General features: G+C 75.6%; 18 protein-coding genes. 11 read left to right on the top strand and 7 right to left on the bottom strand.

Annotated features, from left to right (window positions below; all coding sequences use genetic code 11):
• Positions 1 to 82: 82 nt before the first annotated feature.
• The 3 genes from ACWC9R_RS34940 to ACWC9R_RS34930 form a co-directional block, all read right to left on the bottom strand.
• Complete coding sequence (locus ACWC9R_RS34940; protein ID WP_450737680.1) at positions 83 to 355, bottom strand: hypothetical protein; 273 nt, start codon at positions 353 to 355, stop codon at positions 83 to 85.
• A gap of 128 nt (positions 356 to 483) precedes the next feature.
• Positions 484 to 2046 (bottom strand): AMP-binding protein, encoded by a 1563-nt coding sequence (locus tag ACWC9R_RS34935; protein WP_450737678.1) that lies wholly within the window; start codon positions 2044 to 2046, stop codon positions 484 to 486.
• Positions 2047 to 2137: 91 nt separating this feature from the next.
• Positions 2138 to 3046 (bottom strand): Gfo/Idh/MocA family protein, encoded by a 909-nt coding sequence (locus ACWC9R_RS34930; protein WP_450737677.1) that lies wholly within the window; start codon positions 3044 to 3046, stop codon positions 2138 to 2140.
• Positions 3047 to 3321: 275 nt separating this feature from the next.
• Here ACWC9R_RS34930 and glnII point away from each other — a divergent pair, with 275 nt between their 5' ends.
• The 4 genes from glnII (at position 3322) to ACWC9R_RS34910 (ending at position 6959) form a co-directional block, all read left to right on the top strand.
• Positions 3322 to 4407, top strand: coding sequence for a glutamine synthetase GlnII (gene glnII / locus ACWC9R_RS34925; RefSeq protein WP_450737675.1), 1086 nt, complete (start codon positions 3322 to 3324; stop codon positions 4405 to 4407).
• 144 nt (positions 4408 to 4551) lie between these two features.
• Entirely contained in the window at positions 4552 to 5166 is a 615-nt protein-coding gene (locus ACWC9R_RS34920) for a DUF6891 domain-containing protein (RefSeq protein WP_450737673.1), read from the top strand.
• A 1-nt stretch (position 5167) separates the two neighbouring features.
• The gene (locus tag ACWC9R_RS34915; protein WP_450737671.1) at positions 5168 to 5863 is read left to right on the top strand and encodes a rhomboid-like protein; all 696 of its coding nucleotides are present in this window, start codon (positions 5168 to 5170) and stop codon (positions 5861 to 5863) included.
• A 463-nt stretch (positions 5864 to 6326) separates the two neighbouring features.
• A complete protein-coding gene (locus ACWC9R_RS34910; RefSeq protein WP_450737669.1) occupies positions 6327 to 6959 on the top strand; it encodes a winged helix-turn-helix domain-containing protein in 633 nt (210 codons plus the stop codon).
• 7 nt (positions 6960 to 6966) lie between these two features.
• Here the strand turns inward: ACWC9R_RS34910 and ACWC9R_RS34905 are convergent, their stop codons facing one another.
• The 3 genes from ACWC9R_RS34905 to ACWC9R_RS34895 are packed head-to-tail and all read right to left on the bottom strand — an operon-like array spanning position 6967 to position 9321.
• The gene (locus ACWC9R_RS34905; protein ID WP_450737668.1) at positions 6967 to 7674 is read right to left on the bottom strand and encodes a DedA family protein; all 708 of its coding nucleotides are present in this window, start codon (positions 7672 to 7674) and stop codon (positions 6967 to 6969) included.
• On the bottom strand, positions 7667 to 8533 hold the full coding sequence (locus ACWC9R_RS34900; protein WP_450737666.1) for a lysophospholipid acyltransferase family protein: 867 nt from the start codon (positions 8531 to 8533) through the stop codon (positions 7667 to 7669). The genes ACWC9R_RS34905 and ACWC9R_RS34900 overlap by 8 nt, the downstream gene beginning before the upstream one ends.
• On the bottom strand, positions 8530 to 9321 hold the full coding sequence (locus ACWC9R_RS34895; RefSeq protein WP_450737665.1) for a GNAT family N-acetyltransferase: 792 nt from the start codon (positions 9319 to 9321) through the stop codon (positions 8530 to 8532). The genes ACWC9R_RS34900 and ACWC9R_RS34895 overlap by 4 nt, the downstream gene beginning before the upstream one ends.
• A gap of 436 nt (positions 9322 to 9757) precedes the next feature.
• Here ACWC9R_RS34895 and ACWC9R_RS34890 point away from each other — a divergent pair, with 436 nt between their 5' ends.
• The 3 genes from ACWC9R_RS34890 to ACWC9R_RS34880 all read left to right on the top strand — a co-directional run bounded on the left by ACWC9R_RS34890 (position 9758) and on the right by ACWC9R_RS34880 (position 15264).
• Entirely contained in the window at positions 9758 to 12910 is a 3153-nt protein-coding gene (locus tag ACWC9R_RS34890; RefSeq protein WP_450737663.1) for an alpha-N-acetylglucosaminidase, read from the top strand.
• Between the two features lie 50 nt (positions 12911 to 12960).
• Positions 12961 to 13191, top strand: coding sequence for a DUF397 domain-containing protein (locus ACWC9R_RS34885; RefSeq protein ID WP_450737661.1), 231 nt, complete (start codon positions 12961 to 12963; stop codon positions 13189 to 13191).
• Positions 13192 to 13278: 87 nt separating this feature from the next.
• Positions 13279 to 15264, top strand: coding sequence for a hypothetical protein (locus ACWC9R_RS34880; protein WP_450737659.1), 1986 nt, complete (start codon positions 13279 to 13281; stop codon positions 15262 to 15264).
• A gap of 10 nt (positions 15265 to 15274) precedes the next feature.
• Here ACWC9R_RS34880 and ACWC9R_RS34875 read toward each other — a convergent pair whose 3' ends face one another.
• Positions 15275 to 15697, bottom strand: coding sequence for a DUF4345 domain-containing protein (locus tag ACWC9R_RS34875; RefSeq protein WP_450737657.1), 423 nt, complete (start codon positions 15695 to 15697; stop codon positions 15275 to 15277).
• A gap of 104 nt (positions 15698 to 15801) precedes the next feature.
• Here ACWC9R_RS34875 and ACWC9R_RS34870 point away from each other — a divergent pair, with 104 nt between their 5' ends.
• From ACWC9R_RS34870 to ACWC9R_RS34855, 4 genes are all read left to right on the top strand, one after another.
• Positions 15802 to 16425, top strand: a complete 624-nt coding sequence (locus ACWC9R_RS34870; protein WP_450737656.1) for a TetR/AcrR family transcriptional regulator — start codon at positions 15802 to 15804, stop codon at positions 16423 to 16425.
• A 66-nt stretch (positions 16426 to 16491) separates the two neighbouring features.
• Positions 16492 to 17406: a metal-dependent hydrolase gene (locus tag ACWC9R_RS34865; protein WP_450737654.1), complete on the top strand. Its 915-nt coding sequence runs from the start codon at positions 16492 to 16494 to the stop codon at positions 17404 to 17406.
• 1 nt (position 17407) lies between these two features.
• Positions 17408 to 18493 (top strand): PDR/VanB family oxidoreductase, encoded by a 1086-nt coding sequence (locus ACWC9R_RS34860; RefSeq protein WP_450737652.1) that lies wholly within the window; start codon positions 17408 to 17410, stop codon positions 18491 to 18493.
• A 47-nt stretch (positions 18494 to 18540) separates the two neighbouring features.
• On the top strand, positions 18541 to 19227 hold the full coding sequence (locus ACWC9R_RS34855; RefSeq protein ID WP_450737651.1) for a TetR/AcrR family transcriptional regulator: 687 nt from the start codon (positions 18541 to 18543) through the stop codon (positions 19225 to 19227).
• Positions 19228 to 19452: the final 225 nt, after the last annotated feature.

The raw sequence follows: 19452 nt of genomic DNA, 5'->3' as shown, positions 1-19452 counted from the left end.
CCCGCGCGCGCCCGGCGGGGGGGGGCGCCCCCCCGGGGGCCCCGGCGGGCGCCCCCCCGCCCTGTTGACGCACCGGGAACGGTCAGCAGTTGTCGTAGAGGAGGGCGCGCACCAGACGGCAGGTCGTCTCGGACGGGGCGTGCACCCCTATGTCGGCCGCGGTGCTGCGGATCTTGCGGTTGTGGGCCTGCTCGGGGCGGTAGACGCCGGTGTCGAGCAGGGCGATGGCCAGCCGCATGGCCTTCAGGCGGCGGTTGTGGGATTCGTACCGCTCGCGCGGCCATCCGGCGGGCAGCGGCTTCTTGGGCAGTGGGTGGGCCGGGAGAGGCTTCGTCATGAGTGTGGCAGTGGCCATCGGCGACCTCCTGGAGCGTTGGAAAAACCCTCACTGACTGGTTCCCATTCTAGTGGCCACCACTGACAAAAGCCCCTGGCCAGGGGGGATTTGGCGGTGCGGACGGGGGCCCCGCGGGGCGGCCCCCGTCAGGCCGTGCCGGCCCCCGCCCGCAGCCGCGCCTTGTCCGGTTTGCCGACGGGGGTGAGCGGGATGGCGTCGACGAGATGGACGGCGGCCGGGGCGTACAGCGCGCCCAATTGCGCGGTGACGAAGGCCCGCAGGGCGGCGGGGTCCGCACGGTGACCCGGCGCGGGCACGACCGCGGCGTGCACCTCCTCGGTCTCGTCCGGTCCGCGCACCCCGTAGACGGCGCAGTGGGCGACCGCCGGGTGGGTGTGCAGCAGGTCCTCGACCTCCGCCGGGTGGACATGGCCGCCGACGACGATGATCACGTCCTTGACCCGGTCGACGAGGTAGAGCCGGCCGTCGTCGTCCAGCGTCCCGACGTCGCCGGTGCGCAGCCAGCCGTCGCCGGGCAGCGCCCGCGCGGTCAGCTCCGGCTGCTTCCAGTAGCCGGCCATCACCCCGGACGAGCGCACATGGACCTCGCCCCGTTCGCCCGCCGGCAGGTCCCGCCCGTCCGCGTCGCGGATGGCGAGCGTCACGCCGGGCAGGGCGCGGCCGACGGTGATCCGGCCGCCGGGCCCGGTGGGCCGGTGGTCCTCCGGGCCGGCCTCGGTGACCGTCATCGCCTCGGACATGCCGTACATCCCGTACAGCACCGGTCCGAAGACCTCGGCGGCCCGCAGCAGCCGGGACGGCGAGGCCGGGCAGCCGCCGTAGGTGACACGGGTGAGGGAGCTGAGGTCGGTGGCCGGGAGGGCGGGGTCGTCGAGGAGGCGGTAGAGGAGCGGGGGCAGCAGCCAGAGGTGGGTGACGCGGTCGCGCGCGACGGCGGCGAGGACGGCCGCGGGGTCGAAGGCGCGGTGCAGGACGACGGTGCCGCCGGCCGCGAGCGTGACGTCGGCCAGGACGCCCGCGAGGTGGGCGAGCGGGGTGCAGGCGAGGAAGCGGGGCGGGTCGCCCGCGGCTTCCATGCGGTGGTTCAGGAGCAAGTCGGTGTACGGGGCGTACGCCATCCGTACGCCCTTGGGGATGCCGGTGGTGCCGCCGGTGTGCCGGATGCACCAGTCGTCCCCGGGGCGGGCGGCACCGGGCACCTCGGGTGTGGCCGGGAGCGCGGCGCAGGCGGCCAGGAGGTCGGGGCCCAGATCGCCTGCCGCGGGCTCCGGGCCCAGGGTCATGACGTCGGGGGCCGGGCCGCCGAGGTGGTGGAGCAGCGCCCGCGCGGTGTCGTGGAGGGCCGGGTCGACGAGCAGCAGGGCGGTCTCCACGCTCGCGGCGATCCGGGCCAGGGTCGCGGCGGCCATCCCGTCGTAGAGGAAGACGACGCGGGCGCCGACCAGGTTGGCGGCGTAGCGGGCGGCCAGTACCTCGGGGCGGTTGCGGCTGAGGAGGCCGACGGTCCGGCCGCGGCCGATCCCCCGCCCGGCGAGCACCGCCGCCATGCGGTGGACGGTGTCGTACAGGGCACCGGCGGTGGTCTCCTCGCCACCGTCGCCGGTGGTCAGCACGGTCCGGGACGGGTCCCGGGCGAGGACGGCGAGCAGGGCCTCGGGGTATCCGGCGGAGCCGGTGGGGGATGTCATGGCGGGGTAACTCCCTGGGCCGGGGCGGCAGATGACACCCCGACGCTACGGGCCGCCGCTGATGCCCTCCACGACCAAATGCGCCATGTGGTCATGCCTCCTGAGGCATGAGGGGGCGCAGCGTCTCCTCCGCCGCGGCCAGGATCTCGGTGACCCGGAGGCCGAAGTGGACGTCACAGGCGTTCGGCAGTCCGGTGCCGGCGGCGGCGAGCAGGGCGTCGACGGCGCGGTGGTAGGCCGGTTCGGGACCGTCCAGGCGGCGGGGCAGGGTGGTGATGCCGGCGGTGCCGCGGAGGGTGATCTCGACACCGGCGGCCGCGGCCGGGGCGGTCAGACCGACCGTCGCCGTACTGGCCGCGCCGCTGCTGTGCCGCATCGTCAGCAGCACGGTGTCGGCCGGGCCCCGGGTGGCGGTGACCGCCTCCGCGTCCCCGAGGACGGGCAGCAGCACCGACAGCGCGTGCGGCCCGACGTCCCACAGCCCGCCCTTCGCGCGGCGCCAGGGCGACTCGGCGTACGGGCTGGAGCTGTCCTCGGCGAAGACCGAGCCGAGCCAGTCGGCGTGCGCGGTGAACCAGCCGCCGGCCGCGGCCTGGGCGGCGATCCACTCCCCTTCCTGCGCCCCGAAGCGCGCGGTGAAGAAGACCACCGAGGCGACGCCCGCGCGGTCGGCGGCGTCGGCGAGCGCGCGGGCCTCGGGCACGGAGGTGGCGACCGGCTTGTCCAGGAGCAGATGCCGGCCCGCCCGGGCGGCGCGCACCGCCAGCGGGGCCTGGACGGACGGCGGCAGGGCGATCGCGACCGCGTCGCAGGCCGCGAACAGCTCGTCGGGGTCGGCGTACGGGCGGGTGCCGTGGACCTGGGCCAGCGCCGCGGCGGCCTCCGCCCGGCGCCCCCAGATGCCGGTGAACTCGACGCCGGGGTGGGCGGCGAGGGCGGGAGCATGCACCCTCCGCGCCCAGGGGCCGGTGCCGAGGAGTCCGGTGCGCAGGGTCGTCATGGGGCCAGTGTCTCCCGGGGTACGGGGCGGGGCGCCGCTTGCGCGGCCGGTGCCGTCGGGGGTACGGGTGGGTGCCGGGCAGCGCAGGCCGTCGGCACACCCCGGCTCCGCGGGGGGCGCCGAAGTCCCGTGCCTGAGGTCTCCGTCACATCGGAACAGCGGGAAGACAGCCCTGACCAGGCACGCAATCACAGGCGTGCAGCGAAGAAAACCTTGGAAACGCCTGGATGTCCGGCTCGGTAACCTGTGGTTCACAAACGGGCAACGGACGAGAAATGGCACGTTGCGAAGGTGTTCCGGTACGCCCGCACCGTACCCGCACCGACCGTGAAGAGGACCCCGTGATCAAGGCCGAGTACATCTGGATCGACGGCACCCAGCCGACCGCCACGCTCCGCTCCAAGACCAGGATTCTGGCCGACAGCGGCACGCTGCCCCGGTGGGGCTTCGACGGGTCCAGCACCAACCAGGCCGAGGGGCACGCTTCGGACCTCGTACTGGAGCCGGTGTTCAGCTGCCCTGACCCGATCCGCGGCGGCGACCACCTGCTGGTGCTGTGCGAGGTGCTGCACACCGACCTGACGCCGCACCCCTCCAACACCCGTGCGCTGCTGCGCCCGGTCGCGGAGAAGTTCGCCGGCCAGGAGCCGCTGTTCGGCATCGAGCAGGAGTACACCTTCCTCAAGGGCGACCGCCCGCTCGGCTTCCCCGAGGGCGGCGGCTACCCGGCGCCGCAGGGCGACTACTACTGCGGTGTGGGCGCCGGCGCGATCTTCGGCCGGGAGATCGTCGAGAAGCACCTGGACCTCTGCCTGGCCGCCGGCCTGGGCCTGTCCGGCATCAACGCCGAGGTCATGCCCGGCCAGTGGGAGTTCCAGGTCGGCGCGCTGGCGCCGCTGGAGGTCTCGGACCACATGTGGGTGGCCCGCTGGCTGCTGCACCGGGTCGCCGAGGACTACGGCGTCACCGCCTCGCTGGACGCCAAGCCGGCCAAGGGCGACTGGAACGGCGCGGGCGCGCACACCAACTTCTCCACCCGTGCGATGCGTGAGGGCTACGACCCGATCATCACCGCCTGCGAGGCGCTCGGCCAGGACGGCAAGCCGCTGGAGCACGTCCGCCAGTACGGCACCGGCATCGAGGACCGGCTGACCGGCGCGCACGAGACCGCCCCGTGGGACGCGTACTCCTACGGCGCCTCGGACCGCGGCGCCTCGGTGCGCATCCCCTGGCAGGTCGAGGTCGAGAAGAAGGGCTACATCGAGGACCGGCGGCCGAACGCCAACGTCGACCCGTACGTGGTCACCCGGCTGATGGTGGACACCTGCTGCACCGAGCTGGCGCGGCGCGAGCAGATCTGACACCCGCGGACGGGCGGGTGAGCGGGGCCGGGCCGGCTGGGCCCGGCCCCTCCGCATGCCGGAACGGCGGGCCCGCGCGCGGCGGCCGGAGGCGGACGCGGCGGCTCCGGGCCGTTTGTCGGTGGCGGCTGGCACGCTGAAGGCATGCTTGCGATCACCGTCAAGACCGAGACCGGCCCGGCCCGTTCCCGCCCGGACGCCGGCGAACTCGCCGGGCTGCTGCGCCGGATCGGTGCCGACGACGACCATTTCGTGGTCGCCGAGCGCCTCCCCGACCAGGCGCAGGTCTACCTCCAGACCTGGCGGGACGGTGACGGCCCGTTCTCCGTGGAGTACCGCGACGGCGGGCCGGAGCGGCACTTCCGCGCGCGGAGCGAGGACCCCGGGCGGGTCGTTCAGGTCTTCGTGTACTGGGCGCGCGGCGGGGAGACCTGGCGTACGGCACTCGACTGGCGGCACACGGACCTGTCCGCGCCCCCCGGTCCGGCCCCGGAGACCCGGGCCGCCGCCGAGGAGCGGGCCCGGCAGGCCCTCCGCACCGGCTTCCGTACCTTCCCGCAGGTCGTGCAGGACGTCTGTGACGCCTTCGACCCGGCGGACACCCCCCTCTCGCCGGACCAGGCACGGCGGATCGTCGCGGGCCTGTGGGAGGAGCGGCTCGCCGAGCAGGAGCGGTGGCCGGAGGTGACGGACGCCGACCGGGTCGCGCGCGCCTTCGCGCCGCTGGACTGGCGCAGGCGACTGCCGAGGGGGGTCTGAGATGCCGCTCGCCGTCCCGCGGCTGCTGCCCGGCGCCCTTCGGCGAGGTGCCGCACGGGCCGCCCGGCGCACCCCCGTGCCCTGGGCCGCGCCGCTGTACGTCGGCGCCGTACAGCTCGGTGCCTACGCCACCGCCCGGCTACCCGGCCCACGGCGCACGGAACTGCTGCGCGCGCACTCCACCAACGTCGCCAACCTCCGGGCCGGCCGGTGGCGGACGCTGGTCACCAGCGCGGCGTTCGTCGAACATCCGCTGCCGGTGCCGTACGGCGCGGCGCTGCTCGCCGCGCTCGGTACCGCCGAGGCGCGCTGGGGCGTCCGGCGCGCGGCAGGGGTGTTCACGGCGGGTCACGTCGGGGCCAGCCTGCTGGTCTACGGGGGCCTGCGGGCGCGGGGGCACGGCCGCACCGCCGGCGCGTCCCCGGAGAGCGGACCCGGGGACGCGACCGCACAGGCCGTCGACGTCGGGGCCAGCTACGGCTTCAACGCCACGGTGGGCGCCCTGGCCGCGACCGTCCCGCACCGCGGCGTCCGGGCGGCGGCGACGGCCGGTCTGCTGGCGCTGGCGACCGCCCCGGTACTGCGCCGCGGGCGGACGTTCACCGACACCGGGCATCTGGTGGCCCTGGTGCTCGGGGTGGCGATGGGGGCAGGCATGGGCGGCAGGACGGGCAAGAGCGGGACGGGGACGGGCTGAGGCAGAACGAGTCGGGGCAGGACGGGCGGGGGCGGATCGGGTGCGAGGCGGACATAGCGCCGCAGAGCACCGCGCAGCGGATTCCGGCCGGCGCCCTCACCCGCCGCGCGGCCGTCAACTCCCCTGCGGGCAGCCCGAGTCGGGCCCGTCCGGCCGCCGGTCACGGCGTCGGGGCGGGTCCGGCGCGGCGGATTCCCGTCGTGTGGCGCTCCGCACCGGGGACAGATCACCGACCGTCTGGTTCAATAGGGCCATGGCCAGCCTCACCGACACCGCGACAGGTCGCAGCGACCTGGAGCCCTTCTGGCCGTCCCGGCAGGCACACGCCTTCGACCGTCTGTGTTGCCGCGCGCACTGAGCGCGGGCCCGCACACGCCTCACCGACGCCTCTGACGGCGCCTTCTCGCCCTGCCCGCGCGCATGACGTCCCCGACGCCCCTCTGCGCGAAAGAGCTGACTCCTCATGACGAACGTCCGTACCCTGACCGCCGGTTCCGCGACCGCTCCCCTTCCCGCCGCCTCCGCCGCGCACCCCCACCGCCACCGGCTGCGCGCCGTGACACCGGAGGAGGCGGCCCTCGCGTCACCCGCCGCCGTCCCGGCCGGAGGCGCTCCGTATCAGAGCGTCGCCTCGGCCGCCGAGCTGCTGCACTCCGGCGCGACCTGGCTCCCGGCGCCGCAGCACAGCCTGCCCGCGCTGCCCGGACAGCCGCCGATGGTCGGCTACCTCGTGCTGGTACCGGCCGAACAGGCCACCGCCACCGCTCCGGAGCCGGCCGCCGAGCCCGGAGCGCCCGCGCCGGCCGGTGACGCGATCGTGGCGATCGACCCCGAACAGCGCACCGCGCACGTCCAGGGCCGGCCGCTGGACCTGACCTACCTCGAATTCGAGCTGCTGGCCCACCTGGTCGCCCATCCGCACCGGGTGCACACCCGCGACCAGCTGGTGACCACGGTGTGGGGCTACGGGCATATCGGCGACGGCCGCACCGTCGACGTCCATGTCGCCCGGCTGCGCCGCAAGTTGGGCGCGGCGCACCGGTCGTCGATCGTGACGGTGCGGCGGGTCGGCTACAAGTACGTGCCGAGCCTCTGAGGCCGGGTCAGACGCCCTCCTGCCGCTGCCGCAGGCCCGGCCGGGCGGGGAGCCGCTCCCCCGCCCGGCCGGGTGCCGCACCCGTAGGGGGACCGCCCCGAGTGTCCCGGTCCGCCGGGCCGCCCCACCGGTGCAGGGCTCCCACGCACACCGCAGCCACCAGCCCGACGCCGGAGAGCAGCAGCACCCCCTCGGCCGGGGAGTCGGTGAGCGCCGCACCGCCCAGGCCGCCGAGCGCCGCGCTGCACACCGCCCAGATCCCCGCGCCCACCGCGTCCAGCAGCACGAAGCGGCGCAGCGGAAAGCGGAGGCTCCCGGTGGACAGCGCGGCGACCACCCGGCCGCCGGGCAGGAAGCGCCCGGCGATGATCAGCAGGGCGGCGTGCCGTTCCACGCGGGCGCGGGCCCTGAGGTGCCGGGCCCGGCCGCGTTCACCGCGCAGCAGCCGGGCGCTCGCGCGCGGGCCCGCGTACCGCCCCACGGCGTAGCCGAGACAGTCGCCCGCCAGCGCCCCGGCCGCCGCGACGCCCGCCAGCAGCGCGAGCAGCGGCGGGTCGGGGCCGATGACCACGGCGACCAGGACCACCGTGGTCTCGCTCGGCATGAACGGCAGCAGCGCGTCGAGGGCGGACACCAGCAGGACGACCAGCCACAGCCAGGGCGATCCCAGCATGCCCTGGAGGGGCGCGGTGAGCTGGTCCAGCTGCTCAAACATGGGCCGGGATGTCCCGCGGCGGGGCGGGCGGCACCGGAGCGGCCGGGCGCGGCGCGCCGCCCGCCGTCACCGTCACCGGGCGGCCGCCCAGCGCCGCTCGCGCCGCTCTGGCCGCCAGCTCCCGCCGGTCCAGGCCCGCGTCGAGCGGCGTCAGCAGGGGATGCGCGGTGACGCGTACGGTCAGGTCGCGGGCGGCGAGCACCCGGCGCAGCGAGGCCGCGAAGGTGTCCTCGCCGCAGAACGCGGCGACGGTGCTGGGCCGGCCCTGCTGGCGGTAGCCGAGGGTCACCGGGCGGACCGGGGCGCCCGCGTCGACCGCGGCCTGGAAGGTGGCCCGGCGGAAGGTGCCCGCCCCGGCCGTGCACCACGTGGTGGCCTGCGGGAAGACCGCCACCGACCGTCCGGCGGCGAGCAGTTCGGACACCTCCCGCACGGTGTGCGGCAGCCGGCGGGGGTGGGTCCGGTCGATGAAGTGCGTGCCGGCCCGGCGGGCCAGGCCGCCGACGACCGGCCAGCCGCCGACCTCGCGCTTGGCGAGCAGGGTGACCGGTTCGACGGCGAGCAGGGCGAGGATGTCGAGCCAGGAGACGTGGTTGACGACGACGAGGGTGCCGGGGCCGTCCCCGGCGGTGAGCGAGGCCGGGCCCTCGACGCGGAGGTCCAGCGCGTCGAGCAGCGCGCGGGCGTGGGTCCGCAGCCGTCCCGGCTCGGCCATCCGCGCACCGTCGGTCAGTGCCCGCCGCACGGTGCGGGCGAACGCGGCGCCGCGCCGGGCGATCCGGGCCGCCGGGACCCGCGGCAGGGCGTGGGCGGCGCAGTCCGGGGTGCAGTCGGAGTGGACGTCGAAGGGGCCGTTCACCGCTCCCCCAGGAAGTAGCGCCGGTAGCGGTCGCCGAGCCGTTCCATGTCCAGGACGACGAAGAAGTCGGCGACCTCGAACTCGGGGTCGTACGCGGGCGCGCCGCAGATGACAGCGCCGATGCGCAGATAGCCGCGGAGCAGCGGCGGCAGCTGGGCGAGGCTCGGGCGCTCGGGGGCGGGGAGCGTGGTGTGCCAGGGGTGGTGCGGGGTGACCTGCAGCCCGGGGGGTGCGGCGTAGCGGGTCCGGCCCAGTTCACGGGCGTGGACGGCGGCGGTGCCGCCGTCGGCGAGCGGGACGGAGGCGCAGCCGGCCAGGTAGCGGTGCCCGGAGAGCAGGGTGTAGCGGGCGAGGGCGGCCCACATCTGGGTCATCACCGCTCCGTTGCGGTGGCCGGGGTGCACACAGGAGCGGCCGGCCTCGATGAGCGAGGAACGCAGCTCCGCCAGCGCGCCGAGGTCGAACTCGCCGTCGGAGTACAGCCGGGGGCTGCGGCCGGGCGGCAGCAGCCGGTAGGTGCCGACCACGTCGCCGGTGCCGGTGTGGGTGACGATGAGGTGGTCGGCGAGGTCGTCCACGGCGTCGATGTCGTGGCCGGCCAGCGGGGTGTGCAGGGTGGCGCCCATCTCCTCGGCGAAGACCTGGTGGCGCAGGCGCTGTGCGGCGCGGATCTGCGCCCGGGTGTCGGCGATCTCCGCGGTGTAGCCGGGGGCGGCGGGGGCGGCCGCCGCTGCGGGAGTGGTCGCGGGGTGGGGGACGGCGGCGGACGCGGTCGTTGCCATGCTCATGAGAGCCCTCCTGGGGGAGTGGGGAGGCTGGGTGAGTCGGCGGGGCGGTGGAGACGGCGGGGCCGGTGGGGCACGGGGCGGTGTGCCGCCCCGGGGTGCTGCCGGGTCTGCCCCGGCCGGGGACGCACCCCATGACCTGGCCCTTCTCTACGCGGCAGACTGTTCCCGGGCCCGGCGGCCGGGCGCGTGAAGCCCAGGGAGCGAACGGATGAGGGCCCGCGGAACACTGGTCGCCGCGGTCCGGGGCGGGGTGGGCGCCGGCCGGGGGCGGGGCCTGCGCCGACCTGGACGAGCGCCCCTTCCCGCCTGCGAGCTCACCCGCCGGCCCCGGGCATCTGGCGGGTCCCGGCGGTGCGGCCTACTTGGAGCGCGGCGGGCCGACCGTTAGCGTGCCCCCCGCACGGGACCGTTGTGAGCACCGAGCCAGGGGGCACACGTGAACCGACCGTCACGACGCGCACTGTTGGGAACCGCCGGAGCGCTCGGCGCCGGAGCGGCGTTCGGCGGGGCCGCCCCCGCCGCCTCCGCCGGGACGCCGCCCGCCCGGCCCCGGGAGCGGGCACCCGAGGACGCCACCGCACCGGCACGGGCCGCGCTGGCCCGGCTCCTGCCCCGGCACGCCGACCAGTTCACGCTGGAGCCGCTCGCCCCGGACGGCGACCGGGACCGCTTCCGGATCGAGGGCCGTACGGGCCGCGTCACGGTCTCCGGGACCACCCCCGCGGTGCTCCTGACCGGCGTCAACTGGTACCTGAAGTACACCTGCCGGGTCCATCTGTCCTGGGCCGGCGACCAGGTGGCACTGCCCGCCCGGCTGCCCGCCCCGGCCTCCCCCGTCGAACGGGAGACCGCGCTGCCGCACCGGTTCGCGCTCAACGACACCCATGACGGCTACACCGCCCCGTACGCGGACTGGCCGCGCTGGGAGCGGCTGATCGACGCGCTGGCGCTGCGCGGGGTGAACGAGGTGCTGGTCACCCCGGGCACCGAGGCCGTCTACCACCGGCTGCTGACCGGCTTCGGCTACTCCGACGCCGAGGCCCGCGGCTGGCTCCCGGCACCCTCGCACCAGCCGTGGTGGCTGCTCCAGAACATGAGCGGCTACGGCGGCCCCACCAGCGCCGCACTGATCGCCAGGCGCGCCGAGCTGGGCCGCCGGATCACCGGCCGGCTGCGCGAACTGGGCATGCGCCCGGTCCTCCCCGGCTACTTCGGCACCGTCCCCGACGGTTTCGCCGCCCGCAACCCCGGGGCCAGAACCGTCCCCCAGGGCACCTGGTCGGGCCTCAGACGCCCCGACTGGCTCGATCCGCGCACCGAGGCCTTCGCCGCCGTCGCCGCCGCCTTCTACCGCCACCAGGAACAACTCCTGGGCCCCGCCGACCACTTCAAGATGGATCTGCTGCACGAGGGCGGCGACCCCGGGGACGTGCCGGTGCCGGACGCCGCCCGCGCCGTCGAGAAGGCGCTGCGCACCGCCCGCCCCGGCGCGACCTGGGTGATCCTGGGCTGGCAGGACAACCCGCGGCGCGAGCTGCTGGACGCCGTGGACCACGACCGGATGCTGATCGTGGACGGCCTCAGCGACCTGGACACGGTCACCGACCGGGAACGGGACTGGGGCGGGGTGCCGTACGCCTTCGGCTCCATCCCCAACTTCGGCGGCCGCACCACCCTCGGCGCCAAGACCCACATCTGGGCCGAGCGCTTCACGGCCTGGCGCGACAAGCCGGGCAGCCGGCTCGTGGGGACCGCGTACATGCCGGAGGCCGCCGAGCGCGACCCGGCCGCCTTCGAGCTGTTCGGCGAACTCGCCTGGCGGGAGCGCCCGGTGGACCGCGCCGCGTGGTTCGACGGCTACGCCGACCTGCGCTACGGCGCCCGCGACGACCACGCCCGCGCCGCGTTCGCCGCGCTGCGCACCAGCACGTACGAGATCTCCAGCAGGGACGGCCGCCCGCACGACTCGGTCTTCGCCGCCCGCCCGAACCTGGCCGCCCGCTCCGGCACCGTCTACGCCACCCACACGCCCGCCTTCGACCCGGCGGCCTTCGACACCGCGTTCGCCGCGCTGCTCGCGGTCCGTCCCGCGCTGCGCGACAGCGACGCCTACCGCCACGACCTGACGGACGCCGCCCGGCAGGCGCTGGCCAACCGGTCCTGGCAGCTGATAGGGCAGCTCCAGGACGCCTACCGGCGCAAGGACAAGGACACCTTCCGGGCGCTGTCCGGCCTCTGGCTGCGGCTGATGCGGCTCAGCGAGGAGGTCACCGGCGCCCACCGGCAGTTCCTGCTGGGGCCCTGGCTGGCGGACGCCCGCGCCATGGCGACCGGCGCCGAGGAGGAGGCGCGGCTGGAACACAGCGCACGGGCCCTGATCACCACCTGGGCCGACCGGGCCACCTCGGACGGCGGCTCGCTCGCCAACTACGCCAACCGCGACTGGCACGGCCTGATCGGCGAGGTCCATCTCCCGCAGTGGCAGGCCTACCTGGACGACCTCGCGGACGCCCTGGCGGCGGACCGCCCGCCGAAGACCTTCGACTGGTACGCCACCGAAGAGCCCTGGACCCGCGCCCGCACCAGCCACCCGCTGCGCCCCACGACCGACGCCCACCGCACCGCGCGGCGGGTCCACGACACCCTCGCCACGGCCCCCTACCAGGGCACGCTCACGGTCACCGCCGACCCGCCCGCGCTGCCGCCGGGCGGCCGGGCCACGGTCACCGCCGCGCTGCGCAACGTCAACGGGCTGCGCGCGACCGGCCGGGTGGACTTCGCACTGTCCGGTGTCGAGGCGGCCGCGTCGGGCCCGGTATCGCTGCCGTCGGTCCCGCCCGGCGGCACCGGCCGCGCCCGGTGGCGGGTCACCGCCCCGCCCGGCCCCCTGGAGACCCCGCTGCGCCCGCTGCCCTACGGCCTCACCGTCGACTACGGCCCGCAGGGCGCGCCGCGGGTCCGTACGACCCGGCACGGCACCCTCTTCGTCGCGGGCCCGCTGGACCGGGAGCTGAGGACGGTCACCACCAATGCGGCGGTTTTCGGCCAGTTGGACGACCGGTTCGCGATTCACGGCGGGGGCGCTGACCTGTGGAAGGCCACCGCCGAGTTCGGCGCGGTCTACCGCCCGGAGGCCCTGGCCGCCGGCGGCCAGGTCACCGTCGAGGTGACCGCCCAGGACCCGACCGGGCCCTGGGCCCGCGCCGGCCTCGTCGTCCGCAACCGCCTCACCACCGCCGCCCCGGGCTCCCCGGACGCCCTCGGCTTCCTCAACCTGTCGGTGACACCGGCCAACGGCGTGGTGCTGTCCTACGACGCCAACGGCGACGGCACCCTGGACACCTACCGGCGGCTCACCGGCATCACCGCCCCCGTCCTGCTGCGGCTGACCCGCGGCAGGGACAGCGGCAACTCCGGTACCTACACCGGCGCCTGCTCCACCGACGGCGGCGCGACCTGGCGCGACATCGCCACCGTCACCGTGCCAGGAGCGGCCGCCCGGCAGGACACCGGGCTGCACCAGTCGGCCGCCAACTCGGCCACCGGGGACGGCGGGACGGCCGCTTTCCGCCGCTGGAAGCTCGCCTGAGCGCCGCGTACGCTGACCCGGGAACGGACCACGAGCGAGGGGATCACGGTATGAGTGCCGCAGCTGAGAAGGAGTGGCTCTACGCCCTCGACATCTCCGACGCCACCTGGCAGCGCGCGCCCGGCGACTCCGAGGAGGCGGTGGAGATCGCCTTCCTGGAACGGGGCGCGGTAGCCATGCGCAACTCCACGGACCCCGATGTGGTCCTGCGCTACACCGAGGCGGAGTGGCGGGCCTTCGTCCTCGGCGCCAGGGACGGCGAGTTCGACCTCCAGGGCTGAGAGCGCCCCCGTCACCGGCCCTCCCGGCGCCCCTCGGGCCGCCGGGAGGGCCGGTGACCATCACAGGATTCACTCGTTTCACCGAACGTGAAGCAGCAGCAGAGTCAGCAGCAGGCGACACCCCGGCGTCCGGGCCACGGCTCCCCCGGCGGCCTGGAGGAGTTCGGCGACGTCATCGACGTCGAGCAGGCCGAGGCGGCGCTGGTGGAGCACTACCCCCGGCTGGTCCGGCTGGCGTATCTGGTGCTGCCGCCGGGCCGGGGCCGCGGGCGTGGCCGCCGGGTGCTGGCCGCCCACGGGGTGGTGCAGCGGACCCTGCCGCGGCAGCGCAGTTCCACCCGCGGGGCCGGTCTGCCCGCCCCGCGTACCGGCGCGGACGCGGCGATCGACCCCGGCTACGCCTTCGTCCGGCTGCGGGTGCTGCGGGCCGCCCTGGCCGGCGGGCGGACCCGCCGCTGGCCGCCGCTGCCGCCGCTGCTCCCCCAGGTGTGGGGCCTGCGGCTGTTCCCGCGCTCCGGCGGCGCCGACGAACTGGCCCTGGACCAGGCGCTGTCCGCGCTCTCCGGGCCGGGCCGGGCGGCCTTCGTCCTGCGCGATCTGGAACGGCTGAGCGCACCGGAGACCCGCCGGGTGCTGGAGGCGGCCGGGGTGGAACACCCCCGGGAGGCGCTGGACGAGGCGGAGCGGGCCGCGACCCCGGCCGGCAGCCGGGACCGGTCGCTGCTGGAGTCCGCAGAGTTCGACCCCTGTGCGCTGCAGGCCAGGCCCACCGACCTGATCCGGCGGCGGCAGCACGGCCGGGCGGTGCTGGCGGCGGGCGCGGCCGTGCTGGTGTGCGGGGCGCTGCTGGGGCTGCCGGGCGAGGGCTGGGGCCCGGACGGGGCCGCCGCCCCGCCGTACGCGCAGAACGCCGCCGCCGAGGCGGCGCTCGACCCGGGCAAGCTGACGGTGACCCCCGCGACCGCCTGGAAGAAGGCCGCGCGCCAGGACTTCGCGGCCTGGCCCGCGCGCGGCGACCGCATCCACGACCGGGCGCTGCTGCGGCGGGCGCTGGCCGTATGGGCCAGGCCCGGGGCCGGGGTGCAGGTCTCGGCGACCCCCGGCACCCCGGCCGGCCCGGCGTCCGGCCCGGCCCAGCTGCTGTTCGCGGGCGTGGTGGACCACGCCGTGGTGGTGCTCCTGCACGACGGACTGCGGGTGGTGCGCTACGCGGAGGCGGCGGACGGCGAGGGGCGGAGCGACGGCACGGGCGCGGCGCTGGACTTCGCGCGGACGGACGGCGCGGAGGCGGGTTCGGCGGCCGCGGTGGTGGCGAGCCGTACGCAGGGCAATGTCCGCTACCTGACCGCTCCGTGGGTGAAGTCGGCGCGGCTGGCCGATCTGGTCAAGCCGGAGGCGGTGGCCCAGCCGGTGGCGGTCGGGGCGGGCGGGGTGACCGACCCGGTACCCACCGCGCGGTCCTCCGCGACCTGCACGACCTGGCCCGCGCTGCGGATGGGCCGCCCCCTGCTGACCGATCTCGGGGAGCTGGTCCCGGCGCGGCTGACCTACGGCACCCCGCGCAGGCCGGGCGAGGTGACCTCCCCGAAGGCCCGGACGGCGTGGGCGCGTACGGCCTGCCAGCTGGCCGCGGTGCGCGGCCAGGGGGTCCGTACGGTCAACGCCTGGGAGTTCGCCCGCCAGCCGCTGCCCGGGGGCGCGGGCAGCGCGGCCTGGCTGTGCACCCGCGCCGAGACCTGGCGCGGGCCGGGCAGCCGGACGATGGCGCAGATCCAGACGCCCGCCCCGAGCGGCCGGCCGAACGAGCCGGGCACGGTCGCGGCGCGCGCCGAGGGTGGCACGGCCTGCGGACCGCGGGCGCCGCGGGCGCTGGCCGGGGTGCTGTGGAAGGCCGCCGACAAGCGGTGGTGGCTGCTGGCGGCGGGCAGCGGCCAGGTCGCCTCGGTCACGGCGTCCGGCGGGGTCTCCGGTCAGGTGACCGGGCGGCTGCTGGCGGTCCCGGCGAAGGCGGGCGACCGCGCGGAGCTGGCCGGACGGCTGGTGAACGGCCGCCGGATCGAGGCGCTCGGCTAGGACGGGCCGCTCAGGGAAGGACGCGTTCGGCCCGGCGCGGTGAGGGCCGGGCCGCCACGGCCCGCTCGTCGGCGGCGGCCAGCCAGAAGTACAGCGGCGGCAGGGCGAGTTCGACGACCGTCAGGGCGGTCTGGAACGACTGGGGCGAGCCGTGAACGGCCATCGACAGCAGCCGGCCGAGGCCGCCGAGCAGGAAGATCCCGGCCAGCCACCGCACCGCCCGCGCCGGAATCGGTGTCTGCCGCGCCGCCCAGATCCAGGCGAGGCCGTAGCCGAGGAAGACCGCCCCGTAGAACCGCTCCCGGCTGTCGACGGTGGCCCCCGCCGAGGCCTCCCCGGGCACCGAGTCGATGCCGAGCGCGAAGTGGAGGACGCCGATCGCCGCGCAGGCGGTCCCCATCGCCAGCGCGAGCCACTTGAGAAGTCCGGCCATGCCCCGGCCACCCTTTCCCCGTTGACAGATGCCGCTGGTAGACACCTGTCTACTCAGGGCGAACGTACGGGCGATAGTAGACAGGTGTCAAGTAACCTCGGATCATGCCCCCACGCCGCAGACTCGCCCCCACCGAGCGCCGCAGCCAGCTGCTCGACACCGGAGCCCGGCTCTTCGCGGCGAAGCCGTACGACGAGGTGTTCATGGAGGAGGTCGCCGAACGGGCCGGTGTCTCCCGCGCCCTCCTGTACCGCCACTTCCCGAACAAGCGCGACCTGTTCGCCGCCGTCTACCAGCAGGCCGCCGACCGGCTGCTGACCCGTACGGAACTCGATCCGGCCCGCCCCGTACCCGAGCAGCTGCGCGCCGGACTCGACGCGCACATCGACTACTTCGCCGCGAACCGGCACACCGTGCTCGCGGCGAACCGGGTGCTGGCCGGCGACCCGGTGATCCAGACCGTCATCACCGGCGAACTGACCGAGCTGCGACGGCGGCTGCTGGACTCCACCGGACTCGGCGACGGCCCCGGGGAGATGGTGCCGGCGGCACTGATGAGCTGGCTGGTGTTCGTGCGCGCGCTGTGTGTGGAGTGGCTGACCCACCAGGCCTTCAGCCGCACCGAGTTGCGGGAGATGTGCGTGGGCGCGCTGCTGGGAACGCTGCGCCCGGTGATGGACCTCGACCACGCCCTGACCGGCGGCGAGGCGCACCCCGCGACCCCCTGAACCACCCCCTGAGCTTTCCCCGCCCAAGGGGTACCGGCAATCCTTACCCCCCAGTACATTGACGCCATGTCTAATACGGCCCCGTTGCGGCCCCGGACGGCCGCGCCCGAGCACCCCCCGCTGAAGGCCCGCAACGTCGCCTTCGACTGGGCGGACACTCCGTTGCACTGGATACCGGGCGACCCGTTCAGCACCCACACCATCAATGTGCTGCACCTGCTGCTCCCGGCCGGCGAACGCTGGTTCGTGCACGTCTACCAGCAGGTCCTGCCGGACATCCGCGACCCCCGGCTGCGGGAGGACGTCATCGGGTTCATCGGCCAGGAGGCGATGCACTCACAGGCGCACGACGGGGTGCTGCCGCACCTCAGGGAACAGGGCCTGGACCCAACCCCCTACACCGCGCAGGTCGACTGGCTCTTCGAGAAACTGCTCGGCGACCGCACCCTGCCACCGGGCCGGCCCCGGCGGTGGTGGCTGCTGGAGCGGGTCGCGCTGATCGCCGCCATCGAGCACTACACCGCCTTCCTCGGCGACTGGGTCCTCAACGCCCGCGCACTGGACGCGAAGGGCGCCGACCCGGCCATGCTGGACCTGCTGCGCTGGCACGGCGCGGAGGAGGTCGAGCACCGCTCGGTGGCCTTCGACCTCTTCGTCCACCTGGACGGCGGCTACCGGCGGCGGGTCCGCACCTGGGCCACGGCGCTGGCCGCGCTGGTCTTCCTGTGGCAGCGCGGCACCCGCTTCTTCCTGGCGAACGACCCGTCCCTGGCCGACGGGAGGGCGGGCTTCGCGGAGTTCGTCCGCGCCGGACGGCGGGGCGTGCTGCCGACGACCGGGGCCATGGCCCGTTCCGTCCCGCAGTACCTCAGCCGCACCTACCACCCCTCCCGGTACGGCAGCACCGCGCAGGCCAGGGCCTACCTCGCCGGTTCCCCCGCCGCGACCGCCGCCGAGGCCCGTACCGCCGGAGGTGCCTGAGATGCCCCGCGCGCGCACCGTCGCCCTGATCGCCGCGGCGGCCCTGGCCACCCGCCGCGCGCTGCGCCGCCGGGTGAAGGCCTCCCCCCTGTGGCCGCTGCCCGCACTGGAGCGCCCCGTCTCCGGGCAGGGCCGCGCGGCGGCGGGGACACGGCAGGTGCGGGTGGTGGAACGCACGGCGGAGGCCGAGGGCGTGGTCCTCCTGCGCCTGGCGGGCGAGGGCCTTCCGGCCTGGGAACCGGGAGCCCACGTCGACCTGGTGCTCCCCTCCGGGACCGTCCGCCCGTACTCCCTGTGCGGGGACCCCACGACACCCGGCTCCTACACCCTCGCGACCCGGCTGGCCGAGGACGGCCGGGGCGGCTCGCGTGAGGTGCACGAGCGGCTGCACGAGGGGACGGCCGTCGGCATCCGCGGCCCCCGCAACCACTTCCCCCTCCGGGCGGCCCCCGCCTACCTCTTCCTCGCGGGCGGTATCGGCATCACCCCTCTCCTGCCGATGGTGCGGCAGGCCGAACGGGCCGGGGTGCCGTGGCGGCTGCTGTACTGCGGGCGGTCGCGGGCCTCGATGCCGTTCCTGGCACAGCTAGCCGAGCTGGCCGGGAACGACGGCGACCGGCTGACGGTGGCCGCCGGGGACGAGGACGGCCGGCCCGACCTGGCGGCGGCGCTCGCCGCCGCGCCACCGGGGGCGGCCGTCTACTGCTGCGGCCCCGAACCGCTGCGGGCCGCCGTCGCGGCCCTGCTGCCGGCCGCTCCCGGGGGACTGACCCTGCACACCGAACGGTTCACGGCGACCGGCTCCACCTCCGCCGCCGGAAACGCGCCGTTCGAGGTGGAACTGCACCGCACCGGCCGCACGGTCACCGTCCCCGCCGACACCAGCGCGCTGCGGGCGATCCGCGACCAGGCACTGCCCGATCTGCCGTACTCCTGCGAGCGGGGCTTCTGCGGCACCTGCCAACAGCGGGTGCTGTCCGGAGCGGTGGACCACCGCGATGACCTGCTGACCGACGCCGAGCGCACGGACTCCCTGCTGATCTGCGTCTCCCGCGCACGCGGTGGACGACTTGTGCTCGATCTGTGATGACAGCGCCGATTCCGCGCCGCGCCCCAGGTCGTTAGGGTGGCCGCATGACCACCGGGACGCGCCGCAGGATGGGCGTCGAGGAGCGGCGTGAGCAGCTGATCTCTGTCGCACTCGACCTCTTCAGCCGGCGTTCCCCGGAGGATGTGTCGATCGACGAGGTCGCCGAGGCGGCCGGCATCTCCCGGCCGCTGGTCTACCACTACTTCCCGGGCAAACAGCAGCTGTACGAGGCCGCACTGCGCCGGGCCGCCGAGGAACTCACGGCCCGCTTCGTCGAACCCCACGAAGGCCCGCTCGGCGCCCGGCTGTTGCGCGTCATGGAGCGCTTCTTCGACTTCGTGGCCGAGCACGGCCCCGGCTTCTCGGCACTGATGCGCGGCGGCCCCGCGATCGGCTCCGCCCACACCGGCGCGATGATCGACGGCGTCCGCCAGGCCGCCTACGAACAGATCCTGGCCCACCTCGGCATCCCCGACCCCGCCCCCCGCCTGCAGTTGGTCATCCGCTCCTGGGTCTCCCTCGCCGAAACCACCGCCCTCCTCTGGCTGGACGGCCACCACGTGCCACGCGCGGAACTGGAACGCCAGCTGGTCCACGATTTCGCTGCGCTGGCGGCGGTGAGTGCGGCGTACGACGCGCGGATGGCGGACGTGGTCCGCCGAATCCTCGCGGATGAGCCGGCGGACGGGATGTTCGCGGATCTTGTGGTTCGCCTGGGGCGGATCGCTTAGACCTCCCACGTTTTCGGCTTTCCCGCCGTGGGGCCTCGCGTTGTTTCGGGTCCGCTGCGCGGGGCGTGGGTGCGGGTGATGTTTGCCTGTTCCTCGCCGTTGCGCCTGCGGCGGGCGGGTGGGTGTCGGGTGCGGTGACGGGCCTCCGGGGCAGGGTTTCCGGACTGCTTCGCTTTACGTCCGGAAACCCGATCGGAACAGAGTCTTGTAGGGAAACAATGTAAT

It is taken from the genome of Streptomyces sp. NPDC001219, assembly GCF_053597915.1.
This window is presented reverse-complemented; position numbering and strand designations above follow the sequence as displayed.

What these genes read in the sequence shown, in the direction of transcription:
- ACWC9R_RS34940 (WP_450737680.1), bottom strand. Translation starts at nt 355, where the DNA reads ATGGCCACTGCCACACTCATGACGAAGCCTCTCCCGGCCCACCCACTG.
- ACWC9R_RS34935 (WP_450737678.1), bottom strand. Translation starts at nt 2,046, where the DNA reads ATGACATCCCCCACCGGCTCCGCCGGATACCCCGAGGCCCTGCTCGCC.
- ACWC9R_RS34930 (WP_450737677.1), bottom strand. Translation starts at nt 3,046, where the DNA reads ATGACGACCCTGCGCACCGGACTCCTCGGCACCGGCCCCTGGGCGCGG.
- glnII (WP_450737675.1), top strand. Translation starts at nt 3,322, where the DNA reads ATGGCACGTTGCGAAGGTGTTCCGGTACGCCCGCACCGTACCCGCACC.
- ACWC9R_RS34920 (WP_450737673.1), top strand. Translation starts at nt 4,552, where the DNA reads ATGCTTGCGATCACCGTCAAGACCGAGACCGGCCCGGCCCGTTCCCGC.
- ACWC9R_RS34915 (WP_450737671.1), top strand. Translation starts at nt 5,168, where the DNA reads ATGCCGCTCGCCGTCCCGCGGCTGCTGCCCGGCGCCCTTCGGCGAGGT.
- ACWC9R_RS34910 (WP_450737669.1), top strand. Translation starts at nt 6,327, where the DNA reads ATGACGAACGTCCGTACCCTGACCGCCGGTTCCGCGACCGCTCCCCTT.
- ACWC9R_RS34905 (WP_450737668.1), bottom strand. Translation starts at nt 7,674, where the DNA reads ATGTTTGAGCAGCTGGACCAGCTCACCGCGCCCCTCCAGGGCATGCTG.
- ACWC9R_RS34895 (WP_450737665.1), bottom strand. Translation starts at nt 9,321, where the DNA reads ATGAGCATGGCAACGACCGCGTCCGCCGCCGTCCCCCACCCCGCGACC.
- ACWC9R_RS34885 (WP_450737661.1), top strand. Translation starts at nt 12,961, where the DNA reads ATGAGTGCCGCAGCTGAGAAGGAGTGGCTCTACGCCCTCGACATCTCC.
- ACWC9R_RS34875 (WP_450737657.1), bottom strand. Translation starts at nt 15,697, where the DNA reads ATGGCCGGACTTCTCAAGTGGCTCGCGCTGGCGATGGGGACCGCCTGC.
- ACWC9R_RS34870 (WP_450737656.1), top strand. Translation starts at nt 15,802, where the DNA reads ATGCCCCCACGCCGCAGACTCGCCCCCACCGAGCGCCGCAGCCAGCTG.
- ACWC9R_RS34865 (WP_450737654.1), top strand. Translation starts at nt 16,492, where the DNA reads ATGTCTAATACGGCCCCGTTGCGGCCCCGGACGGCCGCGCCCGAGCAC.
- ACWC9R_RS34860 (WP_450737652.1), top strand. Translation starts at nt 17,408, where the DNA reads ATGCCCCGCGCGCGCACCGTCGCCCTGATCGCCGCGGCGGCCCTGGCC.
- ACWC9R_RS34855 (WP_450737651.1), top strand. Translation starts at nt 18,541, where the DNA reads ATGACCACCGGGACGCGCCGCAGGATGGGCGTCGAGGAGCGGCGTGAG.